Genomic DNA, 25349 nt, shown 5'->3' on the forward strand with positions numbered 1-25349 from the left:
CTGCCCGGCTTGCGGAAAATGATCCCATGGAGGCAGCTCCTCAGAATGATCCCGCTGAGCCGAACAGCTATCGAGATCAAAATCAGAGAGGGAAGTTTCCCACGACCGTACCCGCTCACTAAGTTGAAGCTTGGCTTCTTCTTGGACGAGATCGTCGAATGGCAACGTCAGTTGGTCGAGCGAGAGGCGAATCGACGTCGGTGATGGTCTGGGGCGCAGGCTGCTTCTCGACGGAAGATCGTGCCCGCCGAGTTCGGGGAGAGACGCGATTGGACTGGCCGACGCGAGGGATAGCCGCAATCACCCTGGCCATCGCGTGCACGGTCACGTCGCCGTAATCTTCGCCAGCTGTTCGCGCTGCATGTCCTTGGATTGCATCAAGAACCCGTTGATCCAGTCCAAGGTTCCTGCTGATGGTTTTCAGACGATGCCGCCACGCGTGGTTCGGCTGGATGCGTTTGTCGGTCACGACGGCGCGAACAAAATCGAGCACACGCTTGTAGCTGCCTTTCGCGAATAAAGCGCCATCGTTGGAGCCCTCAACGAAGTTCAGAAAACCCAACTCAACAAGGTGCTCATGCACGGGCACTAGCCGATAGTTTCCGGACTTGATCGACCCGGCCAACGGATTGAGATCGAAGATGTGATGACCCGACTCTCTTCGGATATCTTCTTTTCTGAGCTGTAGCGCCTCCGCGATGCGGCATCCGGTGTAAGCCGCTATAAGCGGAGCCCATCGCTTGGCTGCGGCGGTCTTGGCATCTTCTTTCGGTTTGCGGGAGTAATCGAGGCAAGCTCTGACTATCGCCTCCGCTTCCTGGTCCGTGAAGCCCTTTGGTCTCGATCGGATCTTCTTTTCCGCCTTGATCTTGATGGCATCCGCCGGATTGCGGGTTAACTTGCGATTGTCGACGGCCCAACCGAACACGGATCGTATTCCGGGTAGATCACCATCCTTCAAGCTCTTGGCGGTGACCACCTTGAGCCGTGCATCCTTGAACGCCAACATATCTTGCTCTGTCACACGACCCGCATCATCGTGACCGAGATGCTTGACCAGCCGGTCGATCGCTCCTTTGTACGTGTCATGAGTTTTTTGCGAGCGGCCGGTCGCCTTGGCTTCGCGCCACCAAAGCTCGAAGAGGTCGGTGATTTTCAGCTTCGGCTTGACCGCTGTTACGGTTTCGATCGACGGGAAGCGAAGGGCCTTAACGTCGGGTGTGTAGTCCCCCTCCGCATTGCGCCTTAGCTGCCAGCCAGCATCCAGACTCGCCGTCCCGACGAGCTGCAGGAAACGGCGACGGTCATTAGGGGTAAGAGGAATGCGGTAGCGGATCAAAACCCAATCCGCGAGAATACCGAAGCGATCTTCAAGAGCGTCGAACTGGTGGACGGGCAGAGCATTCACACGTTCCGTCAGATCACCTTCACCAAGCAACTCCCTCGCAGCGCCCGCCTCATTCGGCATCAACGCAGCCGGCGGTGGATTGCTGATCCGGCCTTCAAGCGCCGCTCGGTGTAGCGCCTTGTGATAGGACCAGGCGGAGGGCTCGCCTGGATTGTCGCCATGGATCTCTTGATAAAGCAGATACACTGCTCCAGAGAGCGCCACCAAATCCCGATGCGAGAGAGCGACCGGCTCTGCCTCAGTCAATTCGAACAGACGACGCAAATGATCCAACGCGTTCGCCTGCCGCGACTCCGCGATCAGCCGGTCGTTCGTTTCGAGACTGAAAGAAATGTCGGTACCGATCGTCACGGTCTTGATGAACGGTCGGTCGTTTTCGTTGGATAGATTGAGCAATACTCGCTTGCCGCGCAGCTTATCGACGACCTTGGAGGGTACTCGGACGCGGAATTGAGGAACGTTAGATCGGGAGCGTTTGGACATTGAACAGTTCAAGGAAACCATGGGTCTGTGTGGCACTCTTGTGTGGCACTCAGGACCGAATTTCCAATAAAATCAATGCAGCCAAAGGGATAAGTGGTGCTGCCAGACAGGATTGAACTGTCGACCTCTCCATTACCAATGGAGTGCTCTACCACTGAGCTACGGCAGCATGTGCTGGGATAAGAATCGGCCGCCACGAGGGGCCTACCAAGCGGGCCGATATCTGCCACAAGGCCCCCTCCTGTGCAAGCTTGCTAGCTCCGCCAAAGCGATAAAATCGGGTCGATATCGGGGCCAAAATGCCTGTTCTGGCGCGAAACGGCCGACTTTCCGCGGAATAGGTTCCGATATCCCCACCCAACTGGCCAGTTGCCCGATACGCCGGATTCGATCCATTTCGATTTTCGCACGATCGGATCGCGCGGGCCTCTTGAGCCGCCTTATTCCTCGGGCATGTTATCGCCGATCGCTGTAATGGACCGGTGATGGCAGACGAGAACGACAAGAGCACGAAGCAGGACTCCAGACAGGCGAGGGCGTTCCGCGACGACCGGCTCAAATCGGCGCTGCGCGAAAACCTGAAGCGGCGGAAGATGCAGGCGCGCGAACGCGCCGCAAGCACCGACCCCTCGCAGAATGAAGATGGTTCCCTAGATGAGGGGGCCGCCGGCGAGATAGCCGGCAAGACCGGCGACTAGAATTTTTGGAGTGCATGGACGTGGCAATGGGGCAGGACGAATCGCAACGACCCGAGAGTGACGCGCAGATGTCGCGGTTCACCCGCCCTGAACAGACCTTTCCGGCGCTGACACCAGCCGAGATCGGGCGTGTCAGGCATTTCGGCGAGGTCCGCAACTATGCCGATGGGGAATTCCTGTTCGAGACCGGTAAGCCGGGACCCGGCATGTTCGTCGTGCTCAAGGGCCACGTCGCCATCACCCAGCGCGACGGCCTCGGCCATGTCACGCCGTTGATCGATCAGGGGCCGGGGCAATTTTTGGCCGAGCTGAGCCAGCTCTCCGGACGGCCGGCGCTGGTCGACGGCCGCGCCGAAGGCGATGTCGAGACGCTGCTGTTGCCGCCGGAGCGGCTGCGCGCGCTGCTGGTCGCCGAGGCCGAACTCGGCGAGCGCATCATGCGCGCGCTGATCCTGCGCCGGGTCAATCTGCTCCAGGGCGGCGTCGGCGGCGTGGTGCTGATCGGTCCGTCGCATTCGGCAGGCGTGGTGCGGTTGCAGGGCTTCCTCACCCGCAACGGCCAGCCGCATCATCTGCTCGATCCCGCGCGCGATCGCGACGCCGCCGACGTCATCGCGCGTTATTCGCCCAAGCCGGACGACTGGCCGCTGGTCGTCACACCCGATGGTGCGGTGCTGCGCAATCCCGGCGAAACCGAGCTTGCGCGCGCGATCGGCATGATCGGCGGTCCGCGCAACGACCGTATCTACGACGTCGCGATCGTCGGCTCGGGGCCAGCCGGGCTCGCCACGGCCGTGTATGCCGCGTCCGAAGGCCTCTCCGTCGCCGTGCTCGACACCCGCGCCTTCGGCGGCCAGGCCGGCGCCAGCGCGCGCATCGAAAACTATCTGGGCTTTCCGACCGGCATTTCCGGCCAGGCCCTGACCGCGCGCGCCTTCAACCAGGCACAAAAGTTCGGCGCGGAAATCATGATCCCGGTGACGGTGAAGTCGCTCGACTGCACGCGCAAGGACGGCGCGTTCTCGGTGGCGCTTGACGGCTGCGATCCCCTGCATTCGCGCGCGGTGGTGGTCGCAAGCGGCGCACGCTATCGCCGGCCCGAGATCGAGAACCTCGACAAGTTCGAAGGCCGTGGCGTCTGGTATTGGGCCTCGCCGGTCGAGGCGAAGCTCTGCGCCGGCGAGGAAGTGGCGCTGGTCGGCGCCGGAAACTCGGCGGGGCAGGCCGCTGTGTTCCTGTCGGGGCACGCCAAAAAAGTGCTGATGATCATCCGCGGCGGCGGTCTCGGCGCCAGCATGTCGCGCTATCTCATCGAGCGCATCGAAGCCACGCCGAACATCGAACTGATGTTCAACACCGAGATCACGGCGCTCGAAGGCGACGAGGCCTCGCTGCTGCGGCGCATCCGCTGGAAGAGCCGGCTCTCGGCCGACGAGGATTTCGCCGACATCCGCAATCTCTTCCTGTTCGTCGGCGCCGATCCCGCCACCAGCTGGCTCGACGGCTGCGGCATCACGCTCGATCGCGGCGGCTTCGTCGTCACAGGCGCGCAGTCCGAGCAGAACCAGGGCCGGCTGGTTGCGCCGCTGGAGACGTCGGTGCCCGGCGTGTACGCCGTCGGCGACGTCCGCTCCGGCTCGGTCAAGCGCGTCGGCGGCGCCATCGGCGAAGGCGCCCAGGTCGTGGCCTCCCTGCACGGCTTCCTCGGCGACGCCGCAAAACCGGCGCTTTAGTCAAGGACAAGGCAAGTAAATGGCAAGTCGAATGAGGCTTGCCATCTTGCGGTGTGATGCGTGACTATCTCCTCATCCTGAGGAGCGCGCATTGCGCGCGTCTCGAAGGATGAAGGCCCAGCTGCCAAAGCCGGGCCTGCATGGTTCGCGCGGCGATGCGCAAGCATAGTCCGCAGGGGCGCTCGCGCGCCTCCTCACCATGAGGATCGACAAAGAAGCGCTTAACGGGAGGACTAAATGGCTGAAATCGTCGTGCTGTATAAAACGCCCACGGATGCTGCGGCCTTCGACAAATACTATGCCGAGACCCATATTCCGCTCGCCAAGAAACTTCCAGGCTTGAAGAAGTACGCCATCAGCAAGGGGCCGGTCGGCTCCCCCGCTGGACCTTCCGGAATCCATCTCGTCGCCATTCTCACCTTCGACAGCACAGCCGACATCCAGGCGGCATTCGCTAGCCCGGAAGGCAAGGCGACCGGTGCCGACGTGCCGAAATTCGCCAGTGGCGGCGCCGACCTGTTGATCTTCGACACCAAGGAAGTGTGAACCGCGATTCGACTTCGTCGACTCGTAGCCCCGGATTTCGCTTCGCTCCATCCGGGCTACAACTGCCGTCGTTTGTGACAGCGGTGCAAATAATTCAGCCATGCGTTTTCTATTCGCACGACGACGCATGGCTGCGCACGCATGTGTGACGCCAGCGCGTGTGGCAATTCGATGAGGACCGTAATATCAATCCCGACCTCAATATGGAGAGTAGGAGAGATGTCATGGTTCTTGGGTTGAGCTTGCCCGCCTTCACGCTGGTTCATGTCATCATCAGCCTGATCGGCATCGCCGCCGGCCTTGTCGTGATGTTCGGCCTGCTCGGCTCGAAGCCGATGCCGCGCCTCACCACGATTTTCTTAGCGTTCACGATCCTCACCAGCGCCACCGGCTTCCTGTTTCCGTTCAAGGAGCTGCTGCCGTCGCATATCATCGGCATCATCTCGCTGGTCCTGCTCGCGATCGCCTGCGTCGCGCTCTACGGCATGAAGCTCGCTGGGGTGTGGCGCCCGGTCTACATCGTGACCGCGATGATCTCGCTCTATTTCAACGTCTTCGTGCTGGTGATCCAGTCGTTCCTGAAGGTGCCGGCGCTCGCCGCGCTCGCTCCCGCCGTGGCGCCGGCGCCGCCCGGAGGTCCGGTGTTCGCCGTGGTGCAGGGCCTCGTGCTGGTGTTCTTCGTGGTGTTCACCATCGGCGCCTGGCGCCGCTTCAAGCCGATGGCGGTCGCCTGAACATACAAGGAGCCTAGCAATGCCCACCATCACCACCAAGGACGGCGTCGAGATCTTCTACAAGGACTGGGGAAGTGGCCAGCCGATCGTGTTCAGTCACGGCTGGCCGCTGTCGGCTGACGACTGGGACGCGCAGATGATGTTCTTCGTCACGCGCGGCTATCGCGTCATCGCGCATGACCGTCGCGGCCATGGCCGTTCGTCGCAGGTCGCCGACGGCCACGACATGGATCATTATGCCGATGATCTCGCAGCCGTGACGGCCCATCTCGATCTCAAGAACGCGATCCATGTCGGCCACTCCACCGGCGGCGGCGAAGTCGTGCATTACATCGCGCGCCATGGCGAGAGCCGGGTGGCGAAGGCCGCGATCCTCTCCGCAGTGCCGCCGCTGATGCTGAAGACGGAGGCTAATCCCGGCGGCCTGCCCAAGAGCGTGTTCGACGATTTCCAGGTGCAGCTCGCTGCCGGCCGCGCCAGCTTCTACCGCGACATCGCGGCCGGCCCCTTCTATGGCTACAACCGTCCCGGCGCAAAGCCGTCGGAAGCGGTGATCCAGAACTGGTGGCGCCAGGGCATGATGGGCGGCGCGAAAGCCCATTACGACGGCATCGTCGCGTTCTCGCAGACCGACTTCACCGAGGATCTGAAGAAGATCAATGTGCCGGTGCTGGTGATGCACGGCGACGACGACCAGATCGTGCCCTTCGCCGATTCCGCGCCGCTGTCGGCCAAGCTCTTGAAGAACGGCACGCTGAAGACCTACAAGGGTTTCCCGCACGGCATGCCGACGACGCACGCCGAGACCATCAACGCGGACCTGCTTGCGTTCTTCAAGGGGTGAGCGGCCTCAGTCCACGCGCGGACCGATCTGATTTCGAACCGGCCGGGTGCGAACACGTTCCAGTCGCGTGTGAGCCGGTGGTTGCAGCCTTTCATTAGTCAGTCTGCCGCGGAAGGCGCGCTGCGGGGAGATCCCGATGCAGATCATCATCTTCGGCGCGACCGGCATGGTCGGGCAGGGCGTCTTGCGCGAATGCCTGATCGATGCCCGCATCGATCGCGTGCTCGTGGTCGGCCGCAGCCCGACCGGCGTGCGCCACGCCAAGCTCACCGAGATCACACACGGCGAGTTCACGGACTACTCGGCGATCGAAGCGCAGCTCACCGGCTTCGATGCCTGCTTCTTCTGCCTCGGCGTCTCCTCGATCGGCATGAGCGAGGAGCGCTACCGCCATCTGACCTATGACATCACGCTCGCAGCGGCGACCGCGCTGGCACGGCTCAATCCGCAGATGACATTCGTCTATGTCACGGGCGCCGGCACTGATTCCACCGAGCAGGGTTCGCGGATGTGGGCGCGGATCAAGGGCAAGACCGAGAACGACCTGCTCAAGCTGCCATTCAAGGCGGCCTACATGTTCCGGCCCGGTGCGATCCAACCGCTCCACGGTGCCCGCTCCAAGACTGCGTGGGTGCAGGCCGTGTATGCAGCAAGTTGGCCGCTGTGGTCGGTGCTGCGCCGGCTCTCGCCGCGGCTCGTTACCTCGACCGAGCAGATCGGCCGCGCCATGATCCGGGTTGCGCGGGAGGGGTATCCGCGAAAGGTGCTGGAGATGGAGGATATCAATAGCCTCTAGTCCCGTAGGGCATTAGTTCTAGGGAAATTTCGCCGCCCGCGCGCGTTGAGCCCTATCCGCCCGAAGGAGAAAGCGCCGTCGATGTCTCCCCAGCTCAAACTGATCGCACTCGACGCCGACGACCTCTCCGTAATCTCGGCCCACGTCCAGGACGCCCGCGTGCAGCCCTCGGACATCATCTGGCGGCAAAGTGAAAAGCGGCTGGTCGTCGGCATGAGCCGGTTGGACTGGGAGCAGACGCTGGACGGCGAAGCCGAGCCGCGCAGGCTGGTGGCGGCTCTCCGGTTCGACCGCGTGCTGGCCTGCAAGTCGCGCGACATCGACCTCGACGCGCCGGACACTGTCCTGGACCTTGTCGGCATCGAATTCCACGGCCAGGACGCCCCCGGCGGGAGCGCCCTGCTGCTGTTTGCCCAAGGCGGCGCCATCCGCCTCGACGTCGAATGCCTGGAATGCGAGCTGACTGATCTGGGGGCGGATCAGCTGGGGACGGGGTTGGAGGCTGAAGGCGAGGGGTGAGGTGGCATGCCAACGCCACGCCTTCCGGTTTCGCCAGGACGACGCCGGAGGGGAGCGGCCCGGCTCAAGGGTTGACGCAGCTTCCCCGCCGCGCCATTGAGCAGGGGCCTGGTGAGCCAAACCGCGCCCCCAAAAACCAGTTAGAAGCCAAGATGCCCGTTCGTCTCGACCGCAGCAGCGCCGATTTTGACCAGCGATTCGGGGCCTTCCTCGCCGCCAAGCGCGAGGCCTCGGCCGATGTCGAGGCGGCCGCGCGTGCCATCGTCGACGACGTGGCGAAGCGGGGCGATGCCGCCTTGCTCGAGGCCACGGCAAAGTTCGACCGGTTGACGCTCGATGCATCCGACCTGCGCGTCACCGCCGCCGAGATCGAGGCCGCGGTGAAAGCCTGTGATGCAGCGACGCTGGATGCGCTCAAGCTCGCGCGCGATCGCATCGAGACCTATCACCGCCGCCAACTGCCGAAGGACGAGCGCTTCACCGATCAGCTCGGCGTCGAGCTCGGCTGGCGCTACACCGCGATCGAATCCGCCGGCCTCTACGTGCCCGGCGGCACCGCGGCCTATCCGTCCTCGGTGCTGATGAATGCGGTGCCGGCAAAGGTCGCCGGCGTGACGCGTCTCGTCATGGTGGTGCCCTCGCCCGACGGCAAGCTCAATCCGCTGGTGCTGGCGGCGGCAAAGCTTGGTGGCGTCACCGAGATCTATCGCGTCGGCGGTGCGCAGGCGGTGGCCGCGCTCGCCCATGGCACCGCGACGATCGCGCCCGTCGCCAAGATCGTCGGCCCCGGCAATGCATATGTCGCCGCGGCAAAGCGGCTGGTCTTCGGCAAGGTCGGCATCGACATGATCGCGGGTCCCTCCGAGGTGCTCGTCATCGCCGATGACACCGGCAATGCCGACTGGATTGCCGCCGACCTGCTGGCCCAGGCTGAGCACGATGCCAGCGCGCAGTCGATCCTGATTACCGATTCCGCGCGCCTTGCCGCCGATGTCGAAAAAGCCGTCGAGGCGCAGTTGAAGACGCTGCCGCGCGCCGTAATCGCCAGCGCCTCGTGGGCCGATTTCGGCGCCATCATCATGGTGAAGAACCTCAACGACGCCATTCCGCTCGCGGATGCGATTGCCGCCGAACATCTCGAGATCATGACGCAAGATCCCGACGCGCTCGCCGCAAAAATCCGCAACGCCGGCGCCGTGTTCCTCGGGCCGCATACGCCGGAGGCGATCGGGGACTATGTCGGCGGCTCCAACCATGTGCTGCCGACGGCGCGCTCGGCACGATTCTCGTCGGGGCTCTCGGTGCACGATTTCCTCAAGCGCACCTCGATCCTGAAATGCGGCCCGGATCAGCTGCGTGCGCTGGGACCAGCCGCGATGATTCTCGGCAAGGCGGAGGGGCTAGATGCCCATTCGCGCTCGATTGGATTGCGCCTCAATTTGTCATGACCCAGCCGCCCGAACAGGACGACTCGACCAATCGCATCGTCGGCGTCACGCTCGACGAGGACTCGATCGGCCGTTCCGGGCCTGACATCGAGCATGAGCGCGCGATCGCGATCTACGATTTGATCGAGCAGAACCTGTTCGCGCCGGAGGGCGCCGACGGGAAGGGGCCGTTCACGCTGCATATCGGGATCACCGGCAGCCGGCTGATGTTCGACATCCGTCGCGAGGACGGCACGCCCGTGCTCGCGCATCTGTTGTCGCTGACGCCGTTCCGGCGGATCGTGAAGGACTATTTCATGATCTGCGACAGCTACTATCAGGCGATCCGCACAGCGACGCCGGACAAGATCGAGGCCATCGACATGGGCCGCCGCGGCATCCATGACGAGGGCTCGCGCACGCTGCAGGAGCGGCTGAAGGGCAAGGTGCGGGTCGATTTCGAGACCTCGCGCCGGCTGTTCACGCTCATTACCGTTCTGCACTGGAAGGGTTAAGCGCGATGGCGGGTCCGCCACGCGCACGCGATCCGCAATCGGTGCTGTTCGCTTGCGCCATGAACAGCGTGCGCTCGCCGATGGCCGAGAGCCTGCTGCGGCACATGTTTCCGCAAGGGCTCTACGTGAAATCGGCCGGCGCCAGGCGCGGCGAACTCGATCCGTTCGCGGTGTCCGTGATGGCCGAGCTCGGCCAGGACATCTCCGCCCACAAGCCTCAGACCTTCGAGGAACTGGAGGATTGGGAGGGGTTGAATTTCGACCTGATCATCACGCTGTCGCCGGAGGCGCATCACAAGGCGCTGGAGCTGACCCGCACGCTTGCCGCCGACGTCGAGTATTGGCCGACGCATGATCCCACCACCATGGAAGGCAGCCGCGACCAGAAGTTGGCTGCCTATCGCGACGTCTGCGACCAGCTCCTGCTGCGCATCCGCCGGCGGTTTTCGAAGGTGGGCGCGGCGAACGGGTAGCATTCGGCGCCCGTAACACCCGCGTCACAGACTGCAGGCACACGCATCCTGTACCCGTCGAATCAGTAAAGTCCGGGTTCCCGGGTTGTGAAATCAGCCCCCGTCCGATAGGTTCCGCGCGCAATTCACCCCCTGCTTCATTCCCCAAATCACCTGATGCTCGGCCGCCCCAAATTCGTTCTCGCCTCCGGTTCGCCGCGGCGCCTGTCGCTGCTCAACCAGGCCGGCATCGAGCCGGACGCGCTCCGGCCCGCCGACGTCGACGAGACGCCGAAGCGGGGCGAGCTGCCGCGCGCCTGCGCCAACCGGCTCGCGCGGGCCAAGGCGGATGCGGCGCTCAAATCGGTGCAGCTTGACGACGAGCTGCGCGGCGCCTTCATCCTCTCCGCCGACACGGTGGTGGCGGTCGGCCGCCGCATCTTGCCCAAAGCCAACCTCGTCGACGAGGCCGCGCAGTGCCTGCGGCTGCTGTCGGGTCGCAACCACCGCGTCTACACCGCGATCACCCTGGTGACGCCGCGCGAGGCCTTCCGCCAGCGCCTGGTCGAGACCCGCGTCCGCTTCAAGCGCCTCTCGGAGGACGACATTCAGGCCTATATCGGCTCCGGCGAATGGCGCGGCAAAGCCGGCGGCTACGCGGTGCAGGGCATCGCCGGCTCCTTCGTGGTCAAGATGGTGGGGTCCTACACCAACGTGGTCGGCCTGCCGCTCTACGAGACCACCACGCTGCTGGGCGGCGAAGGTTTCCCGATCCGCTTCGGCTGGCTCAACGCCACCGCCGTCTGAGCCGAAAAGCCGCTCCTGCAAAAATCGCGAAAACAACCCCATGCACAGTAGAATTGCCCCGCGGAAATCTGGCCGGGACGCCTGCGCTTCCGCCGGAGGAACCCCTTTGGCGACGGGCTCTTGAACTCTCTCACCTCGTGTAAGCTGAGCACCCTATGGACGACCAGGTGAAAAAGCCCGCAAGCCCCCTCAAAACCTGTCCGATCTGCGGCAAGCCGCAGTCCGAGGCCACCCGCCCGTTCTGCTCCTCGCGCTGCCGCGACGTCGATCTGAACCGCTGGCTGAAAGGCTCCTATGTCATTCCCGGCCGGGATGACGAGGCAGACGGAGAGGAATAACCCTGTTCTATCAAGCATTTAAATTGTAGATGCACCGCTACGCGGCGTTGCCTCCGAGCCACGTCCTGCCTTGTGCACAGCCGGGCCACGCCCCGCGAAGCCATCGGCGAAGCGTGGGTGGACAGGCAGCCTTCAGCCCACTATAAACCGCCCGCTCGATGGGCTTTGGCCCCTCTTTGGAGCACGCCCAGGTAGCTCAGTTGGTAGAGCATGCGACTGAAAATCGCAGTGTCGGTGGTTCGATTCCGCCCCTGGGCACCATTTTCGCTCTCCACGGGCAACATCTTGCCCAGCGCCAAGCCTTGAGCGCCAAGCCTTGACCAGCCGGCTCGCGCAGCAATCCGTTCCGGAACCAGATCGCGCCCGCCGTTGCTGGCACTCTGCTTGCTCAGCCAGGACCAAAGTCTGGCCTTGGAAGAGAGGCCGTTTCAGGTTGAGGCAAGTGATGCAAGAAATGTCCCGTTCTGGTGCTGCCGGCGAACTCCGGCTCGATGCGTTGGTCGCCGATTTGTGGTGGCGCGTTAGACTCATCAACACCGACATTCTCGAGGAAGAGGCGAGAGCAGGGGTGTTTGACGTGCTTCAGCCGACCTATCCGCTTCTTGCGCTGAATCTTCGCGCGCGACGCGACAATTTGGTCTCGACGATCGGCGTGCTCGAGCAGCGTGCGCGATCAACGTCGGAAGCGGCTTGAGCGCGGTCTTCTGTTACACGGGGAACGTCAGCGATTTCGCGAGCCTGACCAGATCGACCTGGCGCCGGCAGCCCGTCTTTTCGAAGACGTGAATGAGATGGCTCTTCACGGTGCTGACGGAAACGCGGAGCAAGGCCGAGATTGCGTCTCGTGTGTGTCCCTCGCAGATGAGCTCGAAGATGCGAATCTCGGCCGGCGTCAGGTCATAGAGCTGGTTGAGCGCATCGTGAAGCAATCGCGGCGGCCCGGAGGCTGACGTCACGAACACGGCGGCAGCGGCGCTCTGGATCAGACCGGATCGTGTGTGGCTGCGTCGCAGCGGCAGAACGTGGATGACGAGAGGCTCACCGCTTTGGCGAGGGATCGGGATGCCGATGCCTTTTTGCCCGAGCGTCGCCTCGTCCTTTGCCGCCTGCGCGACGGCTGATTGCAATGTGGCCGTGCTCGCCGCGGATTGAACCGCGATCCTGCCATGCCTTGCCACGATCGGATCGCCGGCCGCGAGCATCGCCGCGGCTGCGGCGTTGGTGTGAACGATCTTCGAATCCTCGTCGGCCAGGACGACGCCCACCGTCAGGGCCTCCACCGTCGCCGCGAATGTGTTGGCTTCCACCGCCTTCATGTCGAACAGATTGCTGATCGTCACGGCGCGGCGGATGTGAGGCGCCAGAAGGCGCAATCCGTCGACCTGCGCATCGTCGATCCGGCCTGCCGACTCATGCTGGCTGAATATCGCATTTCCAACCATCGTCCTGTCGCGAACGAGGCCGACGGCAACGGCGTCGAACAGGCCCCTGGGCATGGCCCATTCGCGATAGTAGCGGTTGCTGGAAATAACGTCCGGCCGGACGGCTTGGGATTGAACGACCGGCTCGCCGAGCGGGTATTGCCGAATGCGTTCGGCGCCGCCCCAGAGCTCGATGATGTCGGGGCCGTAGCCGACCCCGTTCTGGGCCATCTGGGCCAGGTCGGACCCGGAGACCGCATTGACGACGGCCTTCATGTTGGTGAGGCTGGCGACCGAGAGCGCGCCGGTGGCAAAGCCGAACTGGGCGCAGATCTGATCTAGAACTTCGGTCCAGCCTTCCGGCGCGATCACACAATCATAGACACTGCCGATGAGGTCCGAGAACTTCTCGACCGAAGCCTGCTGCATTCCAAACCACTCACTTGAAAATAACGGACGTCACGTGAACGCTAGTTTAGGAGTGGCTTCGTCGCCTATGGTGTATTTCACAATCCTGAGGTGATCTTATCATCGTGATTCCGTGGCGCAAACGGGAACACCGAACACAAATGCTTATGACGCTCTCCTGGGCAGCTGCCATGATTTTCACGAATTACGGAACGTCAACGCCTTGGCTGCATAAGCCCGACGCTCGGGTGTCTGATTAAAACTGCGGCAGATTCGACGTCGATTGCAAAATCTACCTTGTTGTCAGGTAGCTCGCAGTGATCCACCAAGCGAAAGGCAGAACTCCATGCACAACTCCATCCAGCGATCGCATTGGCGACGTGGTTACACCCTCGAGCGCGACGACGCATCGTCTGCGACCATCGCGACCAGCCCATCGTGGGCGACCATCGCAATCAACCCATCGTCCGGGACCACCGCCACTAAGCGTCCTGGCGACGGAGCCGAACTGAGGAGGTTCGGCTCCGCTTCGCGTCATGCATCGTCTGCGCGTGGCGCCTATGTCCATTCGCGATTGTGAGGCTGGAGAACGAGCCACGCCCGCGCTCTCATGCTATTGCTGCCTCGCAACGACGCGAGGACACCCATGCTCCCCCTTCCCGCCGATATCTTCACCGAGCCCGAGGACGTCTCGCCCGACGGACTTGCCAATCTCGGCCCGCTCCGCCGTCTCGCCGGTGTCTGGCAGGCCGACAAGGGTATCGACATCAATCCGAAGGCCGAGGGGCCGGAGCGGCGGACCTTCATCGAGCGCATCCGGATGGACCCGATCGATCCGCAGGCCAACGGGCCGCAGCTGCTCTATGGGCTGCGGTATCACATCCACATCAACACGCCCGAGGAAGACATCACCTTCCACGACCAGGTCGGCTACTGGTTGTGGGAGCCCGCGACCGGGTTGATCATGCAGACGCTGGCGATTCCGCGCGGGCAGGTGCTGCTGGCGTCGGGCAAGGCCGGGCCGGGCGACAAGGAGATCTCCGTGACCGCCAAGCGCGGCGACACCGCTTACGGGATCTGCTCGACTGATTTTCTGGAACAAGCGTTCCGCACCGATGCTTACCGCTGCGACATCACCTTCAACGACGACGGCAGTTGGACCTATCTGATCCAGACCGAGTTGTTCGTGCACGGCGCGCCGTTCAACCATCGCGACACCAACACGCTGAAACTCATCGCGCCGCCAAAGCTCAATCCCCTCGCTTTGATCGTGAACGATCGCGCCACGGGGAATGAGAAGGGCAATGAGCCGGCTGCCTGAGCGCGGCCCGGAGATACGCATGAAGCCTTACGTCATCTGCCTGATGCATTCGAGTCTGGACGGCCGCACCCATCCGAGCCGCTGGCGCCCGAAGGGGGCAGGAACGGACTGGTTCGAGAAGATCCACGACGAGCTCGGCGGCGACGCCTGGGTGATCGGCCGCATCACCGGCTCGGAGTTCGCCAAGGGCGATGCCTATCCCACGACGGCGGACGCGAAATTTCCGCGCGAAAACTGGTTTGTGCGACGCGACGCGAAAACCTATGGCGTCGTGCTCGATGCGCAGGGCAAGATCGGCTGGGGCCGCTCCGATATCGGCGGCGATCCGATCGTCGTCGTGTTGACCGAGAGCGTCGCCGATTCGCATCTCGCGGGGCTCCGCGGCGAGGGCGTGTCCTATATCTTTGCCGGCAAGTCCGAGATCGACCTCGCGCTGACGCTGGACATCCTCAACCGCGAGCTCGGCGTGAAGCGCCTGCTGGTGGAGGGCGGCGGTGTCGCCAACGGCGCGTTCCTGCGTGCCGGCCTGATCGACGAGTTCAACCTGATCCTCAGTCCCGCGATCGACGGTGCCAAGGGCGCGCCCTTCGTGTTCGATTCCACGGACTCGGACGGCGACCGGCGCGCACCGCTGAGCGCGATGACGCTGGAGAGCACGCGGGATCTCGGTGGCGGCGTCCTGCTGCTGCGTTATCTGATCCAGAACGATCCGCAGGCCGTGGGCAAGTAACAGCACCGAGATGTCGGCAACATCCGAGCATATCGTCATTGTCGGTGCCGGCGCGGCCGGTCTGATGGCGGCGCGCGAGCTGGCGCGCGCGGGCAGGACCGTGACAATCCTGGAGGCGCGCGAGCGCTGCGGCGGCCGCATCCACCCGCTGCCTGCTTCGGAGTTCGGCTACCCCGCCGACGGCGGCGCCGAATTCGTCCACGGCGAGGCGCCGGTCACGCGCGCGTTGCTGCGTGAAGCCGGGCTGTCCCTACAGGAGATCGAGGGCGAGCGATGGGGCTTTGACGGCGCTGACATCGTGCGCGAGGATCGCCACGATCCGCATCAGGCTGAGCTGCACGCCGTGGTCCGGGAATTGAACGACGACCTCACTGTCGCCGATTTCCTGCGCCGGCATTTTGCCGGGGATGAGCATGCGCGGCTGCGCCATTCGATCGAGCGAATGGTTGAGGGCTATGATGCGGCCGATCCCGAGTCCGCCTCCACGCTGGCGCTGCGCGAGGAATGGATGGCTGGCGGGCACTCTCCGCAGGCGCGCATCAAGGGCGGCTATGGTGGGATGATCGACTTCCTGGCAGCCGAGTGCCGCAAGCTTGGCGTGACGTTTCGCTTCGGCTGCGTGGTGTCGGCGATCGAGGAGGAGGGCGGCGCGATCGTCGTTCGCTGTGTCGGCGGCGACGTGCAGGGCTGCGATCGCGTGATCATCACCGTTCCGTTGCCGTTGTTGCGCGAGATCGGGCTGCCGAGCCGCGCGCGCGCGAAGGCGGCGGCGGCCGACGATATCGGCTTCGGTAACGTGATAAAAATCCTGCTGCGCTTCAGGCGGCCATGGTGGCGTGAGCGCAAGGAAGAGCTCGCGGACATGGCCTTCCTTTTGTCCGACCAGGCCATCCCGGTGTGGTGGACGCAATATCCGAACCGGCATCCCGTGCTGACCGGATGGTTCGGCGGCCCGCGCACGGCAGCGCTGTCGCGTCTCGACCCGCAAGCGCTGATCGATACCGGGCTCGATTCGCTTGCGATCGTCTTTGGCCTGTCGGGCCAGGACCTCGCACGCGAACTCGTCATCGCGGTCGCGACAAACTGGGCGCACGATCCCTACGCCCGCGGCGCTTATTCCTGGGCGACGCCGCGAACGCGCGAGGCGCAAACGATCCTTGCGCGCGCCGACGGTCCGGTGCTGTTCTCCGGCGAGGCGCTCTATCGCGGAGCCGACATGGGTACAGTCGAAGCGGCGCTGGCGAGCGGTCAACAGACGGCGGGGATAATCTTGCGGGAATAGGCTGACGAGCAAAGAAAGGCCCGCGTTTCGCGAGCCCTTCGTCTTGCTGCCTTTCGTCTTACCAGCGGCTGCCGCCGAAGCCGAACGTCACGCTGGGACCGCCGCCGCCGTAATATCCGTACGGTCCACCGCCGTAATAGCCGTGGTGCCGCGGATAATAGCCGTAGCTCCGGTAGTGCGGACGATGAAATCCGTGATGGTGGTGAGGACGCCAGTGATGGCGATAGCCGTGATGGTGGTGCCTGTGCTGCGCGCTGATATCGGTTGACTGGGCGGCTGGCGCGTTCTGTTTCGCACTTGAATGATTGGCCGCGTTCGCCGCGGATCCGCCGACAAGCGCCGCAGCACCGACGGCCATCGCGACAAAGAGATACTTCATGTCATCACTCCGGTTGAATGTCGTGTGACAACACATGGTCATCCGGCACGTTCCGGCCAGTGCGGGCGTCGAAACGACGCAGTTACATTGGTCCGGTTCGCGCGGCTGCGTGCGTCTCTTGAGATCTATTGTCGCATCACCGGCGTGATCGCAACTCTGCCATCACTCTGCCGCGAATGACGCAATCACGTCATCGGTGGTGACGATGCGCGCGAATTCGTCGGTGAGCAATCTCGGCTTCGACACACAGCTGGTGCGCGGCCATCTGAATTCGACCCTGGCGTCTTCGAGGATGCGATCTGCATTCCCTGCCGCATGCCCTACATCACCAGCATGTTCATGCCGCGCAGCGCGGCCGACCGCTGCCGGTGCCCAGGAATTCCGTCAATCTCGCCTTCTTCGCGACGCTGGAAAGGCGTTCACGTAACGGATGGAGCTATTTGAACGGATCCTGGATCGACGGCGCCGACTGCCTGATGCGGCGCACGCTCACCGGCGTGCCGTCGGAGACGAACAGGAGTTCGTACTTCCGGCCCTCGCTGTCGGTCGCGGAGCAGGTGACGTCGTTCACCTTCTTGGCGGCGAAATTGCCGGTCTGGCGGCAGAGGCCGGTGGAGGTCTGCTCGGCCGGCACCGGCAGCCCGTCGACCTTGGGGCGGTCCTTGGAGTTGAGCAGCATGCGGTCGATCGGCAGCTCGTAGGAATTGTCGTCGGCGCGCTTGCCGTTCTCGCCGGAGAACGACACGACGTGATTGTCATCAGCGGGATCGTCGACCGCGACCGTGAAATTGACCCGGCCCTTGTCACCATGAGCGTAGGCGACCGTCTTGCAGGGGAAGGTGCGGCCGGCAACCTTCAACGTCTTGCAGTGGCCGGACATCAGCGCCAGCAAGTCGATAAAGGCGGTCTGTTGCCCGGGCGGATTGTTGACGGGAATCGGCGCGGAAGACTCGGCAAAACAAGGGCTTGCCAAGAGGACCAAGGTGGCGACGAGGGCAGCAGCGAGGATGGGGCGGCAGAGGCGCATCGGAAGGCTCACATGCCAGGGAACGACCGAAAAGTCCCGTCGGATAACCAGCGAACCGTAAATTGGTTGCGATCCCGTTTGTTCTGCCGGACTCGTCTGAAATACCACCGCGCCACCCCAACGGCAATTCGCCCATATCGCCCAACCCATTCCCGGCCAGCACTTGCCGTCAGGCCGGTGTTTTTTTCGTGGCGGGCTACCCCATAGCCGCCCGCCAGCGCGTATCGCGCAAGGATGGGCGGCGGTGCAGGCGGGCGTCGAGCAGGGCGCGGGCGCGCGGCAGGTCGCCGCTGCGCATGAGGGCAACGACAAAAGTGTCCTCGATCAACTCGCGCTGGGCGTGGCTGCCGCCGAGACGCACGACCTCGTCGAGGACCGGCGCGAGCATTTGCACGCATGCCGCGTAATCCTCGTCCGCAAAGGCTGCCAGCGCGCGGCAGACCGCCGGCACGACGGGGCCGGCCGGCAGCTTGCCATCGGCGAGCCGCTGCTCGATCGCGGTCAACCGCGCGACAAGCGCCTCGCGATTTTGCGTTGCGGCTGCGAACAGTGCCATGTGGATATCGGCGAAGGGCAGGCTCGATTTCGGAAACAGTCTTTGCGCGGTGGCATCGGCTTCGACCCAGAGCGCTCTCGGCACGACGTGGCCGTAAGCCGACAGGCGCCAGAGCAGTGACGCACCGTCGGTGACGAGATTGAGCGGCGGCGCCTGTGTGGCCTTTGGCTGCAGCACATCGGCATAGATCGCGAGCGCCCGCGCGGCATCGCCATGCTCCAGCGCGCCGAGCGCCTGATGCCAGCGGATGTGGCCGTGCAAGATCCCGGCGCGGTCGTAACAGGGGATCCAGTCGTCGACGAGCCGGTCGGCCGCTTCGATCGAACCGTCCTCGAACATCGCATGCAGCACGGCGTGCACGGCATGGGCATTCTGCCGGCGCAGCTCGAAGCCGCGCTCGGTGACACCGCGGCCGCGACTGACATTGCCGTTCTCGGTCATCGCCCAGCCGTACATGGTGAGGAACCACCAATCCTCGCCATAGTCATGCGCGACGCGCTCGCACAGCTCCTGCCGGGCGCGGTCGTGATCGGCCATGCCGGAGAACGCGAACAGGCCGAAGGCGCCGAGCGGCAGCGACAGCACCAATGCATCGCGCGGCCACGCCTCGACGTGCTTCATCGTCGCCGCGATTGCCTCGGGCAGCCGGCCCTCAATTGAAAGCGCCAGCGTCTCGACATGCGAACGCTCGCGTTCCGTGCCGCGTGTCGCCACGAGCTCACGGGCGAGTGCCGCCTTCTGCCGTGCCAGATCGCCTTGCTGATAGAAGCCATGCAGGCGGGCGCGGGCGATATGGGCCAGCGCAAAATCCGGATCGGCCGCAATCGCGCACTCCAAGGTTTCCGCCGTGCCGGTCCAGCCCGCGAGCATGAGGTCGACGCCTTCGCGATAAGCGGACGCCGCCTTGGGCGAAGAGGTAGAGAGCGGCAGGCCGTAGCGATCTTCGAGGGCCATTCTTGTCTCCGGCTCAGGCCGTCCGCGCGCGACGTCCTTCAATCGGATAGGCCGGGTCGTTGTAGCCTGGCGTCGAGGGATGACCCGGCACGACCAGTCTGTCGATCAGCGCCTCGTCCTCGGCGGTGAAGCGATAGTCGAGCGCGCCGGTATAGCCGTCCCATTGCTCCTCGGTGCGCGGGCCGGCAACGATCGAGGAGACAAAGGCGGAGTTCAGCACCCAGGCGACCGCGAACTGGCCTGCGGTGATGCCATTTTTCTCGGCGTGGGCCTTGATCTCCTGCGCCAGCTGGAGCGATTCCGGCCGCCATTCGGTCTGCATCATGCGGGTGTCATTGCGGCCCGCGCGCGTCTCCTTGTCGGGAGCCGCGTCGGGCGTGTATTTGCCGGTCAGCACGCCGCGCGCCAGGGGGCTATAGGGCACGATGCCGAGGCCGTAATAGGAGCAGGCCGGGAAGTGCTCGACTTCGGGCATGCGATTCATGGCGTTGTAATAGGGTTGGCTCACCGCGGGCCGGTCGATGCCGAGCCGGTCGCAGATGTTGCAGATTTCGGCGACGCGCCAGGCGCGGTAGTTCGAGACGCCGAAATAGCGCACCTTGCCGGCGCGGATCAAATCGCCCATCGCGCGCACCGTCTCCTCCAGCGGCGTCGAATGGTCTTCCTTGTGCAGATAATAGATGTCGATGTGGTCGGTGCCGAGCCGCTTCAGGCTCTCATCCGCCGCTTGCAAGACCCAGCGTCGCGACAGGCCGACACGGTTGGGATCGTCGCCCATGGGATTGGCGAGTTTCGTGGCCAGCACCCAGGCGTGACGGTTGTTGCCGATGGCGCGTCCCACGACCTGTTCGGATGCGCCCTTGGAATAGGCGTCGGCGGTGTCGATGAAATTGACCCCGGCCTCGTGCGCCTTCGCGATGATCCGCTTTGAGGTGGCTTCATCGGTCGGCCCGCCGAACATCATGGTGCCCAAGCAGATCGGCGACACTTTCAGGCCGCTGCGGCCGAGTTGGCGGTATTGCATGGGCGCGTCCTTGCTGCTTCTTCTGGCGACAGCATAACCGTCTCACTCCGTCATTGCGAGCGCAGCGAAGCAATCCAGAGATGCGTCTGCGGCGGCAGTCTGGATTGCTTCGCTGCGCTCGCAATGACGCGGTTGGCGGAGATGCTTGCTACGCTCTCAGCTGTCATCGCCCGGCTTGACCGGGCGATCCAGTATTCCGAGAGGGCTGTAGTTCAATCGAGAAGCCGCGGCGTACTGGATTCCCCGCCTGCGCGGGGAATGACAGCGGTGGGTATCGCTCCTACCCCGGCCCCTTCAAGATCTTGAACACACCATTGGCCATCACCACGCAGCGGCCGTCCACCGTCACCTCGGTGCTCATGAAGATCAGGCTGCGGGTCGAGCGCACCACGCGCGGGCGGGAGATCAGGATGTCGCCGATCTGGCCGGCTTCGACGAAATGTGTGTCGAGCTGCACCGTCGCCATGAACTCCTTGCCCGAGACATAGCGGGCAGTCATGCCGCAGGTACGGTCCGCGAACGTCATCATCACGCCGCCCTGGACCATGCCGCGGCGATTGTGGTGCTTGTCCTCGGTCGCAAGTGCGAATTCGTACTGGCCGTCGACCTTGCGCTCCCACAATGGGCCGATCAGGTGCATGAAGCCCGTGGTCTCCAGGATGGTCCAGCCGTCTGCTTTCAGCCTCGCGGCGGTCTTGTTGGTCATGTCGTCCATTTCCTGAGCGGGTCGTGCGATCTCGTTTCATCGGGGCCGGACGTGGTGTAGTCAAGCATGATGAGACCGTTCGACGATGCCACACGGCGGAATATCGCGGCTGCCTGTGCGGCCTTCACGCGGCTGCCGGAGGATGAGGCGCCGGCGGCGTTGAAGCGTGCCGCTGTGGTGATTGCGCTGACCGCAGCCAGCGAGCGCGATGACACGGCGTTCCTGCTCACGCTGCGCGCATCGCATCTGCGCGCCCATCGCGGCCAATGGGCTCTTCCCGGCGGACGCTGCGATGCCGGCGAGACGCCGGTCCAGGCGGCACTGCGCGAGCTCGACGAGGAGCTTGGCCTGCGCCTCACCGGCGCGGAGGTGCTCGGCACGCTCGATGACTATCCGACCCGCTCCGGTTATCTGATCACGCCGGTCGTGGTCTGGGCCGCCGATAGTGCCGCGATCAAACCAAACCCGGACGAGGTCGCCTCCGTCCATCGCATCGCGCTTGCGACGGTCGAGCGCGCCGACGCCTTCGATTTCGTCGCGATCCCCGAGAGCACGCGCCGTGTGATCCGTTTCCATCATCAGTCGAGCTTGATTCACGCACCGACGGCGGCCCTGATCTACCAGTTCCGCGAAGTGCTGGCAGGACGGCACACCCGCGTCACCGAGCTGGAACAGCCGGTATTCGCCTGGAAATGATGCGAGGGGCGAAAACGAGGTAAACGGCGCGTTAACGTGACAGTTACCGGATGCCTGCTAAGAGGGCAGCATGCATCAATCGATTCGAAATGCCGTGAGACTGGTTCCACTCGCGCTCGTCCTGCTCGCGCCTGCCGTGCGCGGCGGCGAATCCGACGCGCTGCCGCCGGCCGTCCGCAATGCCAATGCCCAGCTGTTGTCGCAGTTCTTTGCGCAAGGCGGCGTGTCGCCCGCCGTGCTGGAATATCGCCGCAAGCTGCAGGAGTATCAGGCGGCGCGCGCGGCCTTTGACGAGGAAGCCGGCGCCTATTGGAGTCAGATCTCCGAGAAGCGGAAAGGCCGTAATGCCAAGCGGCGCAGCGGGCAGCAGGTCACGCTCGACGATTACGTGCTGGAGCATCCGCCGCTCTATAACGGGCCGAAACGGCCGGTGAATCCGGAGCCGGAGGAAACCCCGGACCGCCCGACGAAAAAGCCGATCCCGGTGGTCGCCGATCTGCTGCGCGCGGCGCAGGAGCTTTATCAGTTCACGCCACAGCGGCCGGCCAACGAAGTCGAATTCAAGCGCGTCTATGCACGCTACGCGCTGGCCTCGGGGCTGACGCGCGAGCAGGCGGTGCGGGTCTACGCGTTCGAGACCGGCGGCACCGGCAGTTACGACGTGCAGGCGGGAATCGAACATGGCGGCAAGCGCGCCATTTCGACCGCGATGGGCTACAACCAGCTGCTGACGACCAACAGCGTCGAGCTGCTGGCCGAGCAAGGCCATGAATTCATCCGCGCTCTCTCTGACAAGGTGGCGCGGACCTCAGGCCCGGCGCGTCAGTCGCTCGAGCACAAGCTCACTGTGCTCAAGAAAATGGTGGCGCACGCCAAGTCGGTGCCCGACACCTGGTCGGAGCACGAGAAGATCGGCAACACCGCGCAGGGCTGGGCCATGCATGCCATGGTGCTCGACATCGATATCGGGCCGATGCTGCAGACTCACAAGCTGCTCACCTCGGTGCTGTTCGCGCGTGCCAAGGGCTACAACCGCCCGCTCAGCGCGGCCGAGCTCGAGATGATGAACCTCACCGGCGACGGCACCGGCCTCGACATGGTGACAATGCCGCAGGTAATGCGCGAGCAGGTGCCGACTTCGAACTTCTTCCAGCGCGGCGGCTACGAGCGTAACCCGGTCGCGATCCGCCACAACACGGTGGCGAAGCTGCTGGCGGTGACGGATACGAGGATGGACAGCAACAGCAACAACGCCGGCGCGCGCGAGCTGGCGGGGGCGTTTTAGGCGGCGTCGTCCGGCGAAGGCCGGGACCCATTACCACAGGGCATAGTTTGGGAGGACGGTCGTTCGGTACTGCGGCCGTACGCAATCGAGGGATCACGCGGTATGGGTCGCGGCCTTCGCCGGGACGACAGCAGTGTGTGGCGTCGCCGCGACCTCGCCCTACTGATCCGACCCGAACTTGAACTTGCCGTCGCCTTCCAGATACGGGCCGCTGCGCATGTAGAGCTGGCCGTTGTGGCCGAGGAAGAACAGCGTGCCCTTCGGCACCTTCTTGGCGCCCTTCAGAAGTTCGCCGGCATTGCTGGTGCCCATCTTGTAGGAGAAGGTCTTGCCGTCCTTGTCATAGGCGTAGCCGGTGTCGGGCTTGAGCTCCCAAGGTGTTGCAGCGGTCTGCGCCAATGCGGGTGCAGCGAACGCGCCGAGCACGGCCGTCACCAAAAATAACCTTGTCGAAAATGCCATCACCCTATCCTCCCCATCGAGGCTCCCGGCTTGAACAAATCACGAACGGCGCTTCCAGGTCAATTTGCGAAAGCGCCGCAGCGCATCACGTCTTGCCGAGCAGTTTGTGATTTTCCCTTCGTCCCCGCGCGACTATGTTCCGCTTTCCGTCTAGAACGCAATTCGACAAAAACATTGGGTAGGGGATGATTCGAATGAACCTCGTCATTAAAGCTTGCTGGGCCGCCGGCCTGTTGCTGACGGTGCTCGCGCCGGCCGCCCGTGCCGATGATTACCAGCTCAGCCACAACCAGAGGATCTCGTGCAGCCGCGGCCTGGCCCCGGGCAAGCTGAACACCGCGACCTGCAAGTCATACACCTACCTCTTCAACACCAAGACCTCGGAATATTTCCGTTGTCAGGTCTCGCTGGCGCTGACCCGGGACAACAAGGAAGTCATCAACGTCCAGACCGACGGCGGCTGTACCAAGAAGCCGCGCATCTTCGACACCGACGGCCATTACGATTTCGACGCGACCGAGACCGAGCCGCCGAACACCAATTCGTTCTTCGGCCCCGGCGGCTACTCGGTGTGGGCCGCCGACGTCGGCGCGCAGAAGGTGCGCGGCTGCATCATCATCTCCTCCGGCCTCGGCTCCGACATCTCCAAATGCCTGGACATGACCTTCCAGTGAGGGGCTGACCAGACCTGGCTGCGCCACCTCGCCGCACCTGGCGAGTTCCCCAAAAATCGAACCAGCACAGCCATTTACTGCAGTCCTGTTTTGACTTTTGGATGGGTTGACCCGCCCCCCTCATCCGGCCAACTTCCGGCCGGTTTGGGGAGTAGAAAGATCATGAAACGAACGATTTTCGGCGTGGCCGCGGCTCTTGCTCTGGCGGCCTCGGCACCTTGCGCGCAGGCGCAATCCTTTATCAATGTGCTGACCGGTGGCACCTCCGGCGTCTACTATCCGCTCGGGGTCGCGATCGGGAAGATCTACGGCGACAAGATTCCTAACGTGAAGACGCAGGTGCAGGCCACCAAGGCGTCGGTCGAGAATCTGATCCTGCTCCAGCAGGGTCGCGGCGAGATCGCGTTCACGCTGGGTGACTCGCTGAAAGCGGCCTGGGATGGCGACGAGGAAGCAGGCTTCAAGTCCAAGCTCGACAAGCTGCGCACGATCGGCGCGATCTATCCGAACTACATCCAGATCGTCGCGACTGCCGAGAGCGGCATCAAGACGCTTGCGGATCTCAAGGGCAAGAGCCTGTCGGTCGGCGCGCCGAAATCGGGCACGGAGCTGAATTCGCGCGCCATCCTGGCGGCGGCCGGCATGAGCTACAAGGATCTTGGCAAGGTCGAGTATCTGCCGTTTGCCGAATCCGTCGACCTCATGAAGAACCGCCAGCTCGGCGCGACGCTGCAATCGGCCGGGCTCGGCGTGGCCTCGCTGAAGGATCTGTCGACCTCGAGCCCGATCGTGGTGGTGTCGGTGCCGAAGGAGACCGTCGACAAGATCGGCCTGCCCTTCATCGCGGCGACCATTCCCGCCAACACCTACACCGGGCAGGACAAGGACGTGCCGACTGCGGCGGTGGTCAACTACCTCGTCACCAGCTCGGCGGTGTCGGACGATCTCGCCTACCAGATGACAAAACTGGTCTACGAGTCGCTGCCCGAACTCGCCAACGCGCATGCGGCCGGCAAGGAGATCAAGCTCGAGACGGCCGCCAGCGGCAGCCCGGTTCCGCTGCACCCCGGCGCGATCCGCTATTACAAGGAAAAGGGGCTGATCAAGTAACGTCGGCCTCGTTA

At 63.9% G+C, this 25349-nt stretch carries 29 protein-coding genes, 2 tRNA genes and 1 pseudogene; 23 read left to right on the top strand and 9 right to left on the bottom strand.

Annotation, left to right across the window (positions count from 1 at the left end):
- The first annotated feature begins 18 nt into the window (after positions 1-18).
- The gene (locus tag IVA93_RS41100) at positions 19-204 is read left to right on the top strand and encodes a helix-turn-helix transcriptional regulator (RefSeq protein ID WP_524536864.1); all 186 of its coding nucleotides are present in this window, start codon (positions 19-21) and stop codon (positions 202-204) included.
- Here IVA93_RS41100 and IVA93_RS02940 read toward each other — a convergent pair.
- Positions 119-1891 (bottom strand): tyrosine-type recombinase/integrase, encoded by a 1773-nt coding sequence (locus IVA93_RS02940; protein WP_247789699.1) that lies wholly within the window; start codon positions 1889-1891, stop codon positions 119-121. The genes IVA93_RS41100 and IVA93_RS02940 overlap by 86 nt on opposite strands.
- A 94-nt stretch (positions 1892-1985) precedes the next feature.
- Positions 1986-2060 (bottom strand) — tRNA-Thr (locus IVA93_RS02945).
- A gap of 316 nt (positions 2061-2376) precedes the next feature.
- Here IVA93_RS02945 and IVA93_RS02950 point away from each other — a divergent pair.
- From IVA93_RS02950 to IVA93_RS03015, 14 genes are all read left to right on the top strand, one after another.
- Positions 2377-2589 (top strand): hypothetical protein, encoded by a 213-nt coding sequence (locus IVA93_RS02950; protein ID WP_018453104.1) that lies wholly within the window; start codon positions 2377-2379, stop codon positions 2587-2589.
- A gap of 26 nt (positions 2590-2615) precedes the next feature.
- Positions 2616-4322: an FAD-dependent oxidoreductase gene (locus tag IVA93_RS02955; RefSeq protein WP_018453105.1), complete on the top strand. Its 1707-nt coding sequence runs from the start codon at positions 2616-2618 to the stop codon at positions 4320-4322.
- Between the two features lie 237 nt (positions 4323-4559).
- Complete coding sequence (locus IVA93_RS02960; protein ID WP_007615494.1) at positions 4560-4868, top strand: EthD family reductase; 309 nt, start codon at positions 4560-4562, stop codon at positions 4866-4868.
- A 224-nt stretch (positions 4869-5092) separates the two neighbouring features.
- Positions 5093-5602 (top strand): hypothetical protein, encoded by a 510-nt coding sequence (locus IVA93_RS02965; protein ID WP_026232463.1) that lies wholly within the window; start codon positions 5093-5095, stop codon positions 5600-5602.
- Positions 5603-5621: 19 nt separating this feature from the next.
- Positions 5622-6446: an alpha/beta fold hydrolase gene (locus tag IVA93_RS02970; RefSeq protein ID WP_018453107.1), complete on the top strand. Its 825-nt coding sequence runs from the start codon at positions 5622-5624 to the stop codon at positions 6444-6446.
- A 136-nt stretch (positions 6447-6582) separates the two neighbouring features.
- Complete coding sequence (locus IVA93_RS02975) at positions 6583-7242, top strand: NAD(P)H-binding protein (RefSeq protein WP_018453108.1); 660 nt, start codon at positions 6583-6585, stop codon at positions 7240-7242.
- A gap of 81 nt (positions 7243-7323) precedes the next feature.
- Positions 7324-7761, top strand: coding sequence for a DUF2948 family protein (locus IVA93_RS02980; RefSeq protein WP_026232464.1), 438 nt, complete (start codon positions 7324-7326; stop codon positions 7759-7761).
- A 152-nt stretch (positions 7762-7913) separates the two neighbouring features.
- Entirely contained in the window at positions 7914-9209 is a 1296-nt protein-coding gene (hisD, locus tag IVA93_RS02985; protein ID WP_018453110.1) for a histidinol dehydrogenase, read from the top strand.
- Positions 9206-9703: a UPF0262 family protein gene (locus IVA93_RS02990; protein WP_247789700.1), complete on the top strand. Its 498-nt coding sequence runs from the start codon at positions 9206-9208 to the stop codon at positions 9701-9703. The genes hisD and IVA93_RS02990 overlap by 4 nt, the downstream gene beginning before the upstream one ends.
- Before the next feature lie 5 nt (positions 9704-9708).
- Positions 9709-10176 (top strand): arsenate-mycothiol transferase ArsC, encoded by a 468-nt coding sequence (locus IVA93_RS02995; RefSeq protein WP_018453112.1) that lies wholly within the window; start codon positions 9709-9711, stop codon positions 10174-10176.
- 156 nt (positions 10177-10332) lie between these two features.
- Positions 10333-10962: a Maf-like protein gene (locus tag IVA93_RS03000; RefSeq protein ID WP_007597557.1), complete on the top strand. Its 630-nt coding sequence runs from the start codon at positions 10333-10335 to the stop codon at positions 10960-10962.
- Positions 10963-11117: 155 nt separating this feature from the next.
- On the top strand, positions 11118-11300 hold the full coding sequence (gene yacG, locus IVA93_RS03005; RefSeq protein ID WP_007597555.1) for a DNA gyrase inhibitor YacG: 183 nt from the start codon (positions 11118-11120) through the stop codon (positions 11298-11300).
- Positions 11301-11485: 185 nt separating this feature from the next.
- Positions 11486-11561 (top strand) — tRNA-Phe (locus IVA93_RS03010).
- Positions 11562-11745: 184 nt separating this feature from the next.
- Positions 11746-11994 (top strand): hypothetical protein, encoded by a 249-nt coding sequence (locus tag IVA93_RS03015; protein WP_007615460.1) that lies wholly within the window; start codon positions 11746-11748, stop codon positions 11992-11994.
- Positions 11995-12007: 13 nt separating this feature from the next.
- Here the strand turns inward: IVA93_RS03015 and IVA93_RS03020 are convergent, their stop codons facing one another.
- Positions 12008-13150 carry a helix-turn-helix transcriptional regulator gene (locus IVA93_RS03020; RefSeq protein WP_018453114.1) on the bottom strand — a complete coding sequence of 381 codons (1143 nt, stop codon included), beginning with the start codon at positions 13148-13150 and terminating at the stop codon, positions 12008-12010.
- Positions 13151-13775: 625 nt separating this feature from the next.
- Here IVA93_RS03020 and IVA93_RS03025 point away from each other — a divergent pair.
- Genes IVA93_RS03025 through IVA93_RS03035 form a run of 3 tightly spaced genes read left to right on the top strand, consistent with a single transcriptional unit; the run spans position 13776 to position 16462 of the window.
- A complete protein-coding gene (locus IVA93_RS03025) occupies positions 13776-14450 on the top strand; it encodes an FABP family protein (protein WP_018453115.1) in 675 nt (224 codons plus the stop codon).
- Positions 14451-14469: 19 nt separating this feature from the next.
- Positions 14470-15180, top strand: a complete 711-nt coding sequence (locus IVA93_RS03030; protein ID WP_026232465.1) for a RibD family protein — start codon at positions 14470-14472, stop codon at positions 15178-15180.
- A gap of 10 nt (positions 15181-15190) precedes the next feature.
- On the top strand, positions 15191-16462 hold the full coding sequence (locus tag IVA93_RS03035) for a flavin monoamine oxidase family protein (RefSeq protein ID WP_018453117.1): 1272 nt from the start codon (positions 15191-15193) through the stop codon (positions 16460-16462).
- Positions 16463-16520: 58 nt separating this feature from the next.
- On the opposite strand, the gene IVA93_RS03040 is transcribed toward IVA93_RS03035, so the two are convergent.
- Positions 16521-16841: a hypothetical protein gene (locus tag IVA93_RS03040; RefSeq protein WP_018453118.1), complete on the bottom strand. Its 321-nt coding sequence runs from the start codon at positions 16839-16841 to the stop codon at positions 16521-16523.
- A 270-nt stretch (positions 16842-17111) separates the two neighbouring features.
- Between IVA93_RS03040 and IVA93_RS03045 the strand changes: the two are divergent.
- Positions 17112-17239, top strand: a pseudogene (locus IVA93_RS03045) (oleate hydratase); the annotation flags it as partial.
- Between the two features lie 38 nt (positions 17240-17277).
- On the opposite strand, the gene IVA93_RS03050 reads toward IVA93_RS03045, so the two are convergent.
- The 4 genes from IVA93_RS03050 to IVA93_RS03065 all read right to left on the bottom strand — a co-directional run bounded on the left by IVA93_RS03050 (position 17278) and on the right by IVA93_RS03065 (position 21108).
- The gene (locus tag IVA93_RS03050; RefSeq protein ID WP_018453119.1) at positions 17278-17868 is read right to left on the bottom strand and encodes a hypothetical protein; all 591 of its coding nucleotides are present in this window, start codon (positions 17866-17868) and stop codon (positions 17278-17280) included.
- A 196-nt stretch (positions 17869-18064) separates the two neighbouring features.
- Positions 18065-19378, bottom strand: coding sequence for a tetratricopeptide repeat protein (locus tag IVA93_RS03055; RefSeq protein WP_247299245.1), 1314 nt, complete (start codon positions 19376-19378; stop codon positions 18065-18067).
- A gap of 13 nt (positions 19379-19391) precedes the next feature.
- Complete coding sequence (locus tag IVA93_RS03060; RefSeq protein ID WP_018453120.1) at positions 19392-20402, bottom strand: aldo/keto reductase; 1011 nt, start codon at positions 20400-20402, stop codon at positions 19392-19394.
- 280 nt (positions 20403-20682) lie between these two features.
- A complete protein-coding gene (locus IVA93_RS03065) occupies positions 20683-21108 on the bottom strand; it encodes a PaaI family thioesterase (RefSeq protein WP_026232466.1) in 426 nt (141 codons plus the stop codon).
- 66 nt (positions 21109-21174) lie between these two features.
- Here IVA93_RS03065 and IVA93_RS03070 point away from each other — a divergent pair, with 66 nt between their 5' ends.
- Positions 21175-21804, top strand: coding sequence for an NUDIX hydrolase (locus IVA93_RS03070; protein ID WP_018453122.1), 630 nt, complete (start codon positions 21175-21177; stop codon positions 21802-21804).
- Positions 21805-21874: 70 nt separating this feature from the next.
- Complete coding sequence (locus tag IVA93_RS03075; protein WP_018453123.1) at positions 21875-23089, top strand: hypothetical protein; 1215 nt, start codon at positions 21875-21877, stop codon at positions 23087-23089.
- A 159-nt stretch (positions 23090-23248) separates the two neighbouring features.
- Here the strand turns inward: IVA93_RS03075 and IVA93_RS03080 are convergent, their stop codons facing one another.
- A complete protein-coding gene (locus tag IVA93_RS03080; RefSeq protein WP_247539626.1) occupies positions 23249-23551 on the bottom strand; it encodes a hypothetical protein in 303 nt (100 codons plus the stop codon).
- A 194-nt stretch (positions 23552-23745) separates the two neighbouring features.
- Between IVA93_RS03080 and IVA93_RS03085 the strand changes: the two genes are divergently transcribed.
- On the top strand, positions 23746-24225 hold the full coding sequence (locus tag IVA93_RS03085; RefSeq protein ID WP_018453125.1) for a hypothetical protein: 480 nt from the start codon (positions 23746-23748) through the stop codon (positions 24223-24225).
- Positions 24226-24387: 162 nt separating this feature from the next.
- Complete coding sequence (locus tag IVA93_RS03090) at positions 24388-25335, top strand: TAXI family TRAP transporter solute-binding subunit (RefSeq protein ID WP_018453126.1); 948 nt, start codon at positions 24388-24390, stop codon at positions 25333-25335.
- Positions 25336-25349: the final 14 nt, after the last annotated feature.

The sequence above is a fragment of the Bradyrhizobium sp. 155 genome (assembly GCF_023101105.1).
GTDB classification, from domain to species: domain Bacteria; phylum Pseudomonadota; class Alphaproteobacteria; order Rhizobiales; family Xanthobacteraceae; genus Bradyrhizobium; species Bradyrhizobium canariense_D.

Coding starts and splice junctions, on each gene's coding strand:
- IVA93_RS41100 (WP_524536864.1), top strand. CDS start 19: ATGATCCCATGGAGGCAGCTCCTCAGAATGATCCCGCTGAGCCGAACA.
- IVA93_RS02940 (WP_247789699.1), bottom strand. CDS start 1,891: ATGTCCAAACGCTCCCGATCTAACGTTCCTCAATTCCGCGTCCGAGTA.
- IVA93_RS02950 (WP_018453104.1), top strand. CDS start 2,377: ATGGCAGACGAGAACGACAAGAGCACGAAGCAGGACTCCAGACAGGCG.
- IVA93_RS02955 (WP_018453105.1), top strand. CDS start 2,616: ATGGGGCAGGACGAATCGCAACGACCCGAGAGTGACGCGCAGATGTCG.
- IVA93_RS02960 (WP_007615494.1), top strand. CDS start 4,560: ATGGCTGAAATCGTCGTGCTGTATAAAACGCCCACGGATGCTGCGGCC.
- IVA93_RS02965 (WP_026232463.1), top strand. CDS start 5,093: ATGGTTCTTGGGTTGAGCTTGCCCGCCTTCACGCTGGTTCATGTCATC.
- IVA93_RS02970 (WP_018453107.1), top strand. CDS start 5,622: ATGCCCACCATCACCACCAAGGACGGCGTCGAGATCTTCTACAAGGAC.
- IVA93_RS02975 (WP_018453108.1), top strand. CDS start 6,583: ATGCAGATCATCATCTTCGGCGCGACCGGCATGGTCGGGCAGGGCGTC.
- IVA93_RS02980 (WP_026232464.1), top strand. CDS start 7,324: ATGTCTCCCCAGCTCAAACTGATCGCACTCGACGCCGACGACCTCTCC.
- hisD (WP_018453110.1), top strand. CDS start 7,914: ATGCCCGTTCGTCTCGACCGCAGCAGCGCCGATTTTGACCAGCGATTC.
- IVA93_RS02990 (WP_247789700.1), top strand. CDS start 9,206: ATGACCCAGCCGCCCGAACAGGACGACTCGACCAATCGCATCGTCGGC.
- IVA93_RS02995 (WP_018453112.1), top strand. CDS start 9,709: ATGGCGGGTCCGCCACGCGCACGCGATCCGCAATCGGTGCTGTTCGCT.
- IVA93_RS03000 (WP_007597557.1), top strand. CDS start 10,333: ATGCTCGGCCGCCCCAAATTCGTTCTCGCCTCCGGTTCGCCGCGGCGC.
- yacG (WP_007597555.1), top strand. CDS start 11,118: ATGGACGACCAGGTGAAAAAGCCCGCAAGCCCCCTCAAAACCTGTCCG.
- IVA93_RS03015 (WP_007615460.1), top strand. CDS start 11,746: ATGCAAGAAATGTCCCGTTCTGGTGCTGCCGGCGAACTCCGGCTCGAT.
- IVA93_RS03020 (WP_018453114.1), bottom strand. CDS start 13,150: ATGCAGCAGGCTTCGGTCGAGAAGTTCTCGGACCTCATCGGCAGTGTC.
- IVA93_RS03025 (WP_018453115.1), top strand. CDS start 13,776: ATGCTCCCCCTTCCCGCCGATATCTTCACCGAGCCCGAGGACGTCTCG.
- IVA93_RS03030 (WP_026232465.1), top strand. CDS start 14,470: ATGAAGCCTTACGTCATCTGCCTGATGCATTCGAGTCTGGACGGCCGC.
- IVA93_RS03035 (WP_018453117.1), top strand. CDS start 15,191: ATGTCGGCAACATCCGAGCATATCGTCATTGTCGGTGCCGGCGCGGCC.
- IVA93_RS03040 (WP_018453118.1), bottom strand. CDS start 16,841: ATGAAGTATCTCTTTGTCGCGATGGCCGTCGGTGCTGCGGCGCTTGTC.
- IVA93_RS03050 (WP_018453119.1), bottom strand. CDS start 17,868: ATGCGCCTCTGCCGCCCCATCCTCGCTGCTGCCCTCGTCGCCACCTTG.
- IVA93_RS03055 (WP_247299245.1), bottom strand. CDS start 19,378: ATGGCCCTCGAAGATCGCTACGGCCTGCCGCTCTCTACCTCTTCGCCC.
- IVA93_RS03060 (WP_018453120.1), bottom strand. CDS start 20,402: ATGCAATACCGCCAACTCGGCCGCAGCGGCCTGAAAGTGTCGCCGATC.
- IVA93_RS03065 (WP_026232466.1), bottom strand. CDS start 21,108: ATGACCAACAAGACCGCCGCGAGGCTGAAAGCAGACGGCTGGACCATC.
- IVA93_RS03070 (WP_018453122.1), top strand. CDS start 21,175: ATGATGAGACCGTTCGACGATGCCACACGGCGGAATATCGCGGCTGCC.
- IVA93_RS03075 (WP_018453123.1), top strand. CDS start 21,875: ATGCATCAATCGATTCGAAATGCCGTGAGACTGGTTCCACTCGCGCTC.
- IVA93_RS03080 (WP_247539626.1), bottom strand. CDS start 23,551: ATGGCATTTTCGACAAGGTTATTTTTGGTGACGGCCGTGCTCGGCGCG.
- IVA93_RS03085 (WP_018453125.1), top strand. CDS start 23,746: ATGAACCTCGTCATTAAAGCTTGCTGGGCCGCCGGCCTGTTGCTGACG.
- IVA93_RS03090 (WP_018453126.1), top strand. CDS start 24,388: ATGAAACGAACGATTTTCGGCGTGGCCGCGGCTCTTGCTCTGGCGGCC.